Here is an 11,868-nt window from a genome sequence, read left to right on the forward strand (position 1 = left end):
GATATGAAAAAAGAACTGTATTATACTAACGTGAGGGAGAAATATTATAGATGACAATTGATATGCATGCATTACTAGAGGAATCTAAAAAAGCGCGTGAAAAAGCATATGTTCCATACTCAAAATTTAAAGTAGGAGCAGCTCTTTTAACGAAGGCCGGAGAAGTTATTCACGGTTGTAATATTGAAAATGCAGGCTATAGTATGACGAATTGTGCTGAACGTACAGCATTTTTTAAGGCTGTGTCAGAAGGTACTTATGAATTCGAGGCTATTGCCATTGTTGCAGATACAGAAGGCCCATGCGCACCTTGTGGAGCATGTCGTCAGGTGATGATGGAATTTTGCGCACCGACGATGCCTGTTTATTTAACGAATTTAAAAGGTGATGTTACGGTAACGTCAGTGGGCGAATTATTACCGTTTGCATTTACAACGGAGGATTTAGAGAATGCTGGAAACTAGAAGTGGCTATAAGTCAGGCTTTATCTCTATTATTGGTCGCCCGAATGTTGGCAAATCGACATTTTTGAATCGTGTCATTGGCCAGAAAATTGCGATCATGAGTGATAAACCACAAACAACACGAAATAAAGTACAAGGTGTACTGACAACAACTGATAGCCAAATGATTTTTATTGATACACCAGGTATCCATAAGCCCAAACATAAACTTGGCGATTTTATGTTGAAAGTTGCCAAAAATACATTGCGTGAAGTGGACGTGATTATGTTCATGGTTAATGCTGAGCAGAAGCTTGGCAAAGGCGATGAATTTATTCTTGAAATGTTGGCGGGAAATTCGACGCCGGTATTCCTTGTTATTAATAAAATCGATCAGATTCATCCAGATGAATTACTTGGAATTATAGAGAGCTATAAGGAACGCTATGAATTTGCTGAAATTATTCCTATTTCAGCGTTACAAGGCAATAACGTAGAAAGCTTATTGGACACATTGCCGAAGTATTTACCAGAGGGGCCTCAATATTACCCTGCAGATCAAGTGACGGACCATCCAGAGCGTTTCATCATTTCTGAGCTTATTCGTGAAAAAGTGTTACATTTAACACGCGAAGAAATTCCACATTCTATTGCGGTTGTTATTGATAAAATCCGTCGAGATGAGGAGAACAATGATAAAATTCATGTAGCAGCCACGATAATGGTTGAACGTGATTCACAAAAAGGTATTGTCATTGGTAAGCGTGGAGCCCTATTAAAAGAAGTAGGGACACGTGCACGAAAGGATATCGAAATGCTTTTAGGTTCTAAAGTCTATTTAGAACTATGGGTCAAGGTCCAAAAAGATTGGCGTAATAAATCAACACATTTACGTGATTTCGGCTTCCGAGATGATGAGTATTAACAGGCTTTGCTGACATAGGTAGGGAAACACCGTCAAAAAATAAGCTTATGGCATTGGCGGTGTGAATACCCTCCCAAATGGTGAGAGATTTCTCTATACCTAGACAAAATTGATAGTTTTTACTTTGAGCTGTCCAAAACATTTTGGAGAGCTCTATTTTCATGGACAGTTTACGGGAAAGGAGGGGGACTATGCTTCATAAATGGGAAGGAATTGTGTTAAAAGTACGCGCTTATGGTGAGTCCAATAAAATCGTTACGTTGCTCACACGAGAGGCAGGAAAGGTAGCTACTATGGCGAGAGGTGCTAAAAAGCCTTCTAGTAGATTAGCTTCGGTCACACAACCTTTTACATATGGCATGTTTATGGTACAACACCATACTGGTATGGGCACATTACAGCAAGGGGAGCATTTGAATTCAATGCGCCATATTCGAGAGGATATTATGGCTACTGCCTATGCTAGCTATATTATGGAACTTGTGGAGCGAGTCGTAGAAGAAGGAAAACCAGAGCCTTTCGCCTTTGATGTTCTGCTGCAAGCACTACAAGCGATAGAGGATGGCTATGACCCTGAATCCATCACACTCTTTGCAGAATGGAAGATGCTACCCTATACAGGAGTCCAACCTATATTACATGCCTGTGCTGCATGCGGTGCTGTAGATGGGGAATTTGCTTTTTCCTTTGCACAAGGAGGTTTTTTATGTCATCGCTGTTATCAGCATGATCCCTATATTATTCGTTTAACGCCAACGCAGCTTAAGCTTATCCGTATGTTTTATACCGTTCCCATCGATCAAATTGGGAAAATAGAATTAAAAAAGGAAACGAAATATTTTATCAAAAAAATTATAACAACTATCTATGAGGAACAAACCGGAATTCGTTTTAAAACGAGAAAATTCATCGAGCAACTGGAAAGAACCCCTGAATTACAAATACGCCCTACAAACGAAGAAATGCCAGAGGAACCTTAACATTCCTCTGGCATTTTATGTGATTTAAAATTCTCCATCTGACATTAGGTTATATAGTAATGCCCATTGACCTGCGAATTTTTTAGTTTCAATATAAAGGTACTCCGTTTCTCCATTTTTACCTGTTAAATGGAGAACAGCTGAGCCTTCCGCTTTAGGTGTAATAAGAAGTTGTCCTTTAACAATTGTAGCTTTTACAGAGGCGGGTTCAAAACCTAAATCCTCTAGAGCCACACTAGCTGGTTCAAAAGACAATGCTTGTGTCGTCAAAGTTAATTCATCTGTAAAATGGTACAAATCAATATAGCGAACTAAATCAAGCGAGTATACATCAGCAGCCATCTTTTGTTGATGCTCACCATCTGAAAAGGTAACAATGAACTCTCCATTTTGCAAAATAGACAAAGTTTGATCAGTTGTATTGAAATTATATAAATTAGAAGCAAGTGCCTGCCCATTCGCATTTTGCACAGTGACCTGTGTTGGGACAAATGATAGTTTGCTCTCAGATAAATCCAGTGGTAAATTTTCTGTATAATCCCCTTCTTGTACTTGTTCAAGAGTTACCTTCAATTTGCCATTTACATTTTTAACATGTACTAAATAAAAGATATCTATAAAATCCTCTGAATCATCGGAAAATCCAGTTATCACTAATTTTCCTGTACCTTCTTTTAGAGGCTTCATCGTAATAGCTTCCGACATATCCTCATTTTCATCCCATGTGAAAATAGCCTCTGCAGGTTCGATACCACCATATACAGCCATGATATATTCTTGGTTAAATTGGCTAGCATAAACAGTTGCATTTCCAAGCATCTTTTCAGCACGAACTACAAAAGCGGCTAACTGGGAACGCTTCACATTGCTTTTTGGTCCGTAGGTTGTTGGTGATGTTCCTTTTGTTATGCCATTGTCAAACAAAGCTTGAATATAAGGCTCAAATTCAGTTCCCCTCTTTACATCCGTAAAGGGTAGCTTTGCGCTAGTTGAACTTGTCAGGCCAAAACCTTTTGCAATCATTTTTGACATTTGTTCACGTGTAATATTTTGATTTGGGTAGAAATAACCATTTGCACCATTAATAATACCCGCATTTGCCAAGGCCGCAATGGCTCCGTAGTTTTCCGATCCCGGCTTAATATCCTTGAATTGTGGGTTTTTGACATGAATCGTATCTAGCTTCAATATACCTGCTAAAATTTTAGCCGCTTGTGTTCGTGTGATTGGATTAGCTGGCTTAAATGTACCATCCATATAGCCAGAAATAATGCCACGTCCGGCTAATTCCATAATAGCCTTTCCTTCTTCTGTTGCTGGATTGACATCAGGGAAAAATGTTGCTGCATGTGCTGTTGGTGTAATGACAATCGCACTTGTTGCAAGTGCTGATGCCATCGCTAGTTGAAATAAACGCTGAGACTTCAAAAGTATTCCTCCAAATGGTAATATTAAAAATTTTATAGTATGAATGTTGCGGACCTTCCTATGTATCAGTTCAGACTTCCGGACGAATGAATGTGGAAAGGGTGGTATAGTTTTAGCTTGTTAATTATTCAATATTTAACAGCTAAAACTAACTATAATACCTTATTTATACCAAAATTTTGGAGCGGCGAATAGAGGAAATTATATCCTTTGTATTATGTAATTGGTCATGAATCATCAAAATCCTAAACCAACAGTTCCTATTAAGCTATGTTATAAATGAATAAAATTTCAATTTTTACAAAATAAAATTTTTACATAATTTTAGTTTTTTTTATTAAATAATAAATTTAAATATTTATTTTGTGAGTCTAAATATCGTTTTATTCCATTTTATTCTTTATCTAAGAATATAATATTGTGAAAATAGTCATGTGTTTTTATGCGGTTTTCAATATATAAATAGTAGAAACTAATCACTCAAGTCCCATATACTAGTTGAAAAGGTATTTTAACCTATGATATTGTAATTGGTATAGATATTCTTATTTATATTTTTTTAAAATAACTTAGTCGTTTAATCCCCTGTCGAAATAAATGTACTTAATATAGATCTGACATGCCTATGAAATAGAAAACAAGCCTCTATCAGCAAAGCGTATTTTTATACGTTTATCAGAATAACGCAGTCCTATGGAAGAAGGAGGGAGTCACATAGTGCTTAGTACATTGCGTATGTGGCAGAAAATATGCTACGAAAAGTAACCTTAAGTATTCGTGAAGTTGAAGCGAATGATATTTTAGCGGAAGATATTTTTTCGGATTATCGTTTATTGGCTAAAAAGGATTTAGTGTTAACGGAGCGAATTATTGCTTTACTTAAACTTCGAAAAGTGGATGAATTATCTGTCTATCTACCATCGGATTCGATTCGAATTGTTCATGATTTAAGTGCTCAGCGAACGAGAGAATACGAAGATTTATTTTCACCACTAATGGAGGAAAAAGACCCAATCGATGACTATAAAGAAACTGTCCATCAACTTTTTATGACAACCCTAGAGAATGTTGTCCATGAATTGCGTTATGGTCAAATACTAAAAAGCATACAAGACACTGCTTATGTTCGCGGGGTTTTTGAAAAGATTTTAGAAGAGAAACATCGCTATGAGTTACTTATGCGTTTAAAGGAATGGGATGAATATTCTTTTGTCCATTCATTTGATGTATTTGTATTAGGAACCATTTTTGCTCGTTATTTAGGTTTGACAGATATCGAAACATTAGCAAGAGGTTATTTGTTCCATGATATTGGAAAGGTCTTTATCCCCCAAGAAATTTTAAATTTAAAACGAAAACTCTCAGAAGATGAGTTTGAAATTGTTAAAACACATACAACTAAGGGCTATGAGTTACTTTTAGAAAATAACGAGGAAGAAATCGCCTATTTAGCACGAGATCATCATGAACGCTTTGCTGGGAAAGGCTATCCTAATCAGCTCTGTGCAGATGATATGAGTGAAGGGGTACAGTTGCTACAAATCATTGATGTGTATTCAGCGATGACGTCTAAGCGAGTCTATCACGATGGTTATGGAGCAACGGATGCGCTAGCTGTTTTATACAAGGACCGACATTTGTATAACGAAAAATTTATGCATAAATTTGTAGAATGTTTAGGCATCTACCCTGTCAACTCCGTTGTAATGCTTTCAGATAATCGTAGTGCACAAGTCGAGCTTGTTTATGATTTATTTCCTACCTTGCCCAAAGTGAAATTATTGGATGAGCAAAAATCCATGAACCTGCCCTTGAATTATAGTGTTAGAATCGCAAAAATGATTGATTATCGTGCAAATAGCTTTGAAGAGATTTTCAACCTATTCGTGGAACAATTAATCAGGTGTGACGAGCCTAATTTAAGAATGCATTTTAGTAAATTAATTGATCATTTACACCCGAAAGAAATTGTCCTAAAAATTTTCTTACCAGCTTTTCGCATATTACGTCTGTTAACAAGAGAAATACAAACGGATATGACGAAATATAGAAATTCTATTTCTATTTTAAAGAAACTATTAGAAGAGCAATTAAACGTTTTGTATATGGACTATCAGCATGAAAAAACGACCATTCTAGTTGTGGAAACAACCCTTCGTGAAAATTTCTTCATTAAGCTTGTGCAAAGTATTCTGTATATTGATAAAATTGTACCTTTCTTCATAAATCCAGGTGATGATCAACGTATTACTCAGCTAATGGGGCATTGTGATGTTAATGTTGCTTATTTTATTGAGGATGAACAAACTGTTGAAAAGCGAGTTCGTCCGATGCGAGAAGGAGCCTTTCTATATTATTCATTAGCGGATATAGAGGAATTACTTGTTAGCTTGATTGGTATGAGCGTGAAAAAGTTTTCGTTTGAGGAAAAAATGCAAGAGCGTTTATTTTCAACCTATAAAGCATAAGAAGAGGGAGTTGCCTACAATGGCGACCCTCTCCTTATTATTTAAAACGATTAGAATTGAAGATGTTTTTCAATATATGCTTTCACTTCTGAAATTGGCATACGTTCTTGTGTCATAGAATCGCGGTGACGTACTGTTACTTGACCATCTTCTTTTGAGTCAAAATCATATGTGATACAGAATGGTGTACCGATCTCATCTTGGCGACGGTAACGTTTACCGATTGATTGTGATTCATCAAAATCAACTGGGAAGGCTTTGCGAAGTTCAGCCCAAACGTCTGTAGCTTCATCAGATAATTTTTTAGAAAGAGGTAGGACAGCAGCTTTAAATGGTGCAATTGCTGGGTGGAAACGTAAAACAGTACGTTTATCGTCACCTTCCAACTCCTCTTCATCATATGCATCGCATAGGAATGCCAATGTCACACGGTCAGCCCCTAAAGATGGTTCGATACAATATGGAATATAACGGTCATTTGAAACAGGATCAATATAAGTGAAATCTTCACCTGAATGCTCCATATGTTGTTTCAAATCATAATCTGTACGGTCAGCGATACCCCACAGCTCTCCCCAACCGAATGGGAATTTAAATTCGATATCTGTTGTCGCGTTAGAGTAGTGAGACAGTTCATCATCCTCGTGGTCACGAAGACGCATAGAATCTTCTTTCATGCCTAGATTTAATAACCAATTTTTACAGAATTCTTTCCAATAAGAGTGCCATTCAAGATCTTCGCCTGGTTTGCAGAAGAATTCAAGTTCCATTTGTTCGAATTCACGTGTACGGAAAGTAAAATTACCTGGTGTGATTTCATTTCGGAAGGATTTACCAATTTGTGCAATACCAAATGGAGTGCGTTTACGCATAGAACGTTGAACATTTTTAAAGTTTACGAAAATACCTTGTGCTGTTTCTGGACGTAAGAAAATTTCGTTTGTAGAAGACTCCGTTACACCTTGGAATGTTTTAAACATTAGGTTGAATTGACGAATATCTGTGAAATCCGCTTTTCCGCAATCAGGGCACACTACATCGTATTTAATCATTGTTTCTTTCATTTGATCGAATGTCATACCATCAACAATGATTTCATCGCCTTTTGCTAACGCTGCGTCTTCAATGATTTTATCAGCGCGATGACGTGCCTTACATGATTTACAGTCAATCATCGGGTCATTAAAGTTTCCAACGTGACCAGAAGCGACCCAAGCTTTTGGGTTCATTAGGATGGCAGCATCGATACCAACATTGTGCTCTGATTCCTGAACGAATTTTTGCCACCAAGCTTTTTTAATATTGTTTTTTAATTCAACACCAAGTGGACCATAATCCCAAGTGTTTGCTAGACCACCGTAGATTTCTGAGCCTGGAAAGACAAAGCCTCGGTGTTTTGCTAATGATACAATTGTTTCCATTGATTTGTTAGCCATAAAATAGCCTCCTTTAAAATTTTGTTAGCGGTAAAACGCTAAAGATATTCATTCAGTGTAGACTAAATGAAAATAGCACCCGTCTCCGGGCACAATGTATGCCCAGGGACGAGTGCTAATACCCGCGGTTCCACCCTGATTGTTTTAAACAAAACGTTTAAAACCTCTTTTCAAAAAGTTAGCTCAGGGAGTGCCTTTTCTCTGTTACTATGTAGACTTTCACCATCTTCTACTCGCTCTTGAATGGAACAGATACTTTTTTCCCATCATCGCCTGTATAACGTAATTTGCTCGAATATAAAGATAGAGCAAGCGTATGTGTCAACATTGTAGCATGTAGTTCTTTGATTCGCAATCATTATTAAAAACCAGTATTTTTACTATCATGGTCGAAGATGTTGGTTTTTAACCGACTAGGACAGCAGCCTTCATAGCAAAAATCAAATAAAAAAAATGAAAGGAATTAGCCTTAATCTAAAATCCTGTACACATATCAGCTATAATTCACCACAGATTACTGCTATTTTATACAGACTGTTGTATAATTGAACTATTGCTTTAATCATACAAAGCATTATTATAACACCTTTTATATAGAATTAGTGTAATACTTTGCATACCTATCATTCTATAGTATATAATAATTGAGCATAAGTATAACACTATTAGATTTGAGGCGGTGAGTCCAATCGAACTCAATAAACGTCAGGAAAACATTTTACAAATTGTGAAAGAAAACGGTCCTATCACTGGGGAACATATTGCAGAACGTCTCAATCTGACTAGAGCGACTTTAAGACCAGATTTAGCGATCCTTACGATGGCGGGATTTTTAGATGCAAGACCACGAGTTGGTTATTTCTATTCAGGGAAAAAGGCATCCGTTACATTGATGGATAGTATTCACAATTTAAAAGTAAAGGATTTTCATTCAGGCCCTGTAGTTGTCCCAGAAACAATGACGGTTTATGATGCAATTTGCTTTATGTTTTCAGAAGATGTTGGTACACTCTTTGTCGTAGATAAGAATGAGTTTTTGACAGGCGTACTATCTCGCAAAGATTTACTGCGTACAAGTATTGGCACGCAGGATTTAAATAAAATTCCTGTACATATAATTATGACACGTATGCCTAATATTTCGTACTGTGAAAGATCAGATTCTTTGGTTGTTGCCGCGAACAAGCTCATTGAACGAGAAGTTGATTCGCTACCAGTAGTCGAACCACAAGAGGGTGGTTTGACGATTATAGGCCGTCTTACAAAAACAACGATTACACGAGCTTTCTTATCTCTTGCGCAAAATGACTAAATTTGAAGGAGAGCTGCATGAAAAGACTACGCGTATTTGTTGTATCTGACTCTGTTGGTGAAACTGGCGACCAAGTTGCGAAGGCAGTGATTAGCCAGTTTCGGCCCGGTCTAGAGAATACTGTTATCCGACGATTTCCACATATTCAATCGGAGGAGCTTATTCGTAAGATTGTTTTCCTTGCAGCACAACAACAAGCATTTATTGTTTACACACTTGTTCGTCAAGAAATGCGAAAGCTATTACGTGATTTATGTGAACAGGAAAAGATACATGCTGTCGATATAATAGGTCCTGCATTACAATCAATGGCAACCTTTATGGAAGAAAATCCATTGGAGACACCTGGGATTGTTCATATGCTTGACGATGATTATTTTAAAAAAATTGAAGCAATAGAATTTGCAGTTAAATACGATGATGGTCGAGATCCCCGTGGATTATTACAGGCCGATATCGTGTTGGTAGGCGTATCCCGAACATCTAAAACGCCCCTCTCACAATATTTAGCACATAAAAAATATAAGGTGGCGAATGTCCCTTTAGTTCCTGAAGTAGAACCACCCGAAGAGCTATTACAGTTGGACCCTAAAAAATGTTTCGGATTAATCATTTCTCCTCAGAAGTTAAATTCTATAAGGAAAGAAAGATTAATGTCTCTTGGATTAAATGATGATGCCATCTATGCACAACATAATCGTATTTTAGAAGAGATTCAACATTTTGAAAAAATTGTCGGCAAGATAGGCTGTCGAGTAATTGATGTGACTAATAAAGCTGTGGAAGAGACTGCCAATACCATCATTGAACATATTTTGACTTGTAAATAAATTGTACAAAAATAAACCACCTCGGTTCATAGAGGCGGTTTTTTTGAGTGGATTTTGAAATTAGTATAGATAAAAACTAATTTTTGTTTTATAATAATAAAATTGTGGTAAAAATATTTATAAGAGAAAAATCCTAATTTTTTGTCGAGAAATAAAGGAATTTTAAAACGAATAGCGAATTGTGTTTCTAGAACGTAATTATTAAAGATGGTGATGGATTTGGCAGGGAAGATTCCAGAGGAAGTAATTGAACAGATTCGTACACAATCGGATATCGTTGATGTTATTAGTGAATACATGCAGCTGACCAAGCGTGGGCGAAATTGGTTTGGCCTCTGTCCATTCCATGGAGAACAAACACCGTCTTTTTCTGTATCATCGGACAAGCAAATTTTTCATTGCTTTGGTTGTGGTGCAGGGGGTAATGCCATTACTTTTGTAATGGACATTGAAGGCATATCTTTTCCTGATGCAGTTGTGAAACTTGGAGAACGAGCTGGCATACATTTAGATGTTGAGCCAACTTTTCCTGGAGGAACAAAAAAGATTTCTAAAGCGGAAGAAAGGATGAAAGAAGCACACGCTTTTACAGCAGATTTTTTCCACCATCTACTGTTAAATACAGAGGATGGCGAAGAACCTTTAAATTATTTGCTAGAAAGAGGATTTACAAGGGAGCTTATAGAATCTAATAACATTGGTTGGTCTCTCCCCAGCTTTGACGCATTAACAATATTGCTTGAAAGAAAAGGTTATAACTTACAAGAAATGGCGGAAAGTGGGTTAATTATTAAGCGAGAGGGAGAAGAACGTTATTTTGATCGTTTTAGAGGAAGGATCATGTTCCCGATTCGAGATGAGAATGGTAAAATTATTGCCTTCTCAGGACGAATACTTTCATCAACGGGTGAGGAAGCGAAATATTTAAATAGCCCAGAATCACCAATATTTCAAAAAAGTGAAGTGCTCTATAACCTAGATAAAGCACGAACTTCTATCAGAAAAAATCGTCAAGTAGTATTGATGGAAGGTTTTATGGATGTATTAGCAGCTAACTCTGTAGGTGTTATGAATGCCGTAGCAACAATGGGTACTTCCCTAACAAATCAGCATATCACAAAGCTAAAGCGCTTAGTTGAGCAAGTTACGATTTGCTATGATGGTGATAATGCTGGATTTGATGCAGCGAAAAGAGCGGCACAGCTTTTGCATACGGAGCGCATGAAAGTAGATATTGCTGTGTTACCAGAAAAGTTGGACCCTGATGAATATATTCGCACGTTAGGCGGACAAGCATTTAAGGAACAAATTTTGGAAAACCCTCATGCGTATATTGCTTTTATGATGATGCATGCTAGACGAAATAAGAACTTTCAATTTGAAAATGATACGCTTCAATATATACAAGAAGTCCTTGAACAGCTCACAGGTAGATCTTCGCCAGTTGAACGAGATTTGTATATACGACAGCTATCAAATGAAACAAATATCTCGGAAGAAGCCATTTATGCCCAATTCCGAAAGCTGGAGGCTAATCAGGTACGTTCTGCAAAACCAGAAATGCCGACACAAATGCCTTCAATGCCAGTCACGCAACAACAAAAGCCTATGGATGCAGCTGAACGTGCCGAACGTTTATTACTGGCCCATATGCTTCATAATATAGATGTAGTGGACAGGGTATTACGGAGTGAGCAAAAAGAGCCATTTGTACGAGATGCTTATATGGCTGTTTTTGTTCGCTTAGTAGGATTTTATGAGGAATATGGTCATCCTGATTATCAACGCTTTATGGAGATTTTGGATGACGCTGAATTACGGAAGATTGTTATGGAAGCGGCTTTAGTCGAGCGAGATCCTGATCAAGCAGAGGCAGAGGTTGTGGACTCAATCCGTCAGCTTCAAAAATATAGAATTGAGCAAGAAATTTATCAAAAGATGCATGAGTCAAAGGAAGCGGAGAAGATGCATGAGTATGCACGTGCACTTGAAATCGCCCAACAGATTATTCATTTAAGAAAATCGTTATCGGCGATTTAACCCGAT

At 37.2% G+C, this 11,868-nt stretch carries 9 protein-coding genes; 7 read left to right on the forward strand and 2 right to left on the reverse strand.

Annotation, left to right across the window (positions count from 1 at the left end):
* Positions 1-50: 50 nt before the first annotated feature.
* The 3 genes from ACOZBY_RS07345 (at position 51) to recO (ending at position 2,348) form a co-directional block, all read left to right on the forward strand.
* Positions 51-464 carry a cytidine deaminase gene (locus ACOZBY_RS07345; protein WP_008179431.1) on the forward strand — a complete coding sequence of 138 codons (414 nt, stop codon included), beginning with the start codon at positions 51-53 and terminating at the stop codon, positions 462-464.
* Positions 451-1,368, forward strand: a complete 918-nt coding sequence (era, locus tag ACOZBY_RS07350) for a GTPase Era (RefSeq protein WP_036162160.1) — start codon at positions 451-453, stop codon at positions 1,366-1,368. The genes ACOZBY_RS07345 and era overlap by 14 nt, the downstream gene beginning before the upstream one ends.
* Before the next feature lie 191 nt (positions 1,369-1,559).
* Positions 1,560-2,348 (forward strand): DNA repair protein RecO, encoded by a 789-nt coding sequence (gene recO / locus ACOZBY_RS07355; protein WP_036162158.1) that lies wholly within the window; start codon positions 1,560-1,562, stop codon positions 2,346-2,348.
* Between the two features lie 24 nt (positions 2,349-2,372).
* Here the strand turns inward: recO and ACOZBY_RS07360 are convergent, their stop codons facing one another.
* Positions 2,373-3,776, reverse strand: coding sequence for an S-layer homology domain-containing protein (locus ACOZBY_RS07360; RefSeq protein WP_036162156.1), 1,404 nt, complete (start codon positions 3,774-3,776; stop codon positions 2,373-2,375).
* A 749-nt stretch (positions 3,777-4,525) separates the two neighbouring features.
* Here ACOZBY_RS07360 and ACOZBY_RS07365 point away from each other — a divergent pair.
* Positions 4,526-6,244 (forward strand): HD-GYP domain-containing protein, encoded by a 1,719-nt coding sequence (locus ACOZBY_RS07365; protein ID WP_031417025.1) that lies wholly within the window; start codon positions 4,526-4,528, stop codon positions 6,242-6,244.
* A 50-nt stretch (positions 6,245-6,294) separates the two neighbouring features.
* On the opposite strand, the gene ACOZBY_RS07370 is transcribed toward ACOZBY_RS07365, so the two are convergent.
* Positions 6,295-7,680 (reverse strand): glycine--tRNA ligase, encoded by a 1,386-nt coding sequence (locus ACOZBY_RS07370; RefSeq protein ID WP_012295244.1) that lies wholly within the window; start codon positions 7,678-7,680, stop codon positions 6,295-6,297.
* A 679-nt stretch (positions 7,681-8,359) separates the two neighbouring features.
* On the opposite strand from ACOZBY_RS07370, the gene ACOZBY_RS07375 reads away from it, so the two are divergent.
* The 3 genes from ACOZBY_RS07375 (at position 8,360) to dnaG (ending at position 11,862) form a co-directional block, all read left to right on the forward strand.
* The gene (locus ACOZBY_RS07375; RefSeq protein WP_008178461.1) at positions 8,360-8,992 is read left to right on the forward strand and encodes a helix-turn-helix transcriptional regulator; all 633 of its coding nucleotides are present in this window, start codon (positions 8,360-8,362) and stop codon (positions 8,990-8,992) included.
* A 17-nt stretch (positions 8,993-9,009) separates the two neighbouring features.
* Positions 9,010-9,822 (forward strand): pyruvate, water dikinase regulatory protein, encoded by an 813-nt coding sequence (locus ACOZBY_RS07380; RefSeq protein WP_422761904.1) that lies wholly within the window; start codon positions 9,010-9,012, stop codon positions 9,820-9,822.
* A gap of 207 nt (positions 9,823-10,029) precedes the next feature.
* The gene (dnaG, locus tag ACOZBY_RS07385) at positions 10,030-11,862 is read left to right on the forward strand and encodes a DNA primase (protein ID WP_012295243.1); all 1,833 of its coding nucleotides are present in this window, start codon (positions 10,030-10,032) and stop codon (positions 11,860-11,862) included.
* Positions 11,863-11,868 lie beyond the last annotated feature (6 nt).

It is taken from the genome of Lysinibacillus sp. NPDC056220, from assembly GCF_049315265.1.
In the GTDB taxonomy this organism is placed as follows: domain Bacteria; phylum Bacillota; class Bacilli; order Bacillales_A; family Planococcaceae; genus Lysinibacillus; species Lysinibacillus pinottii.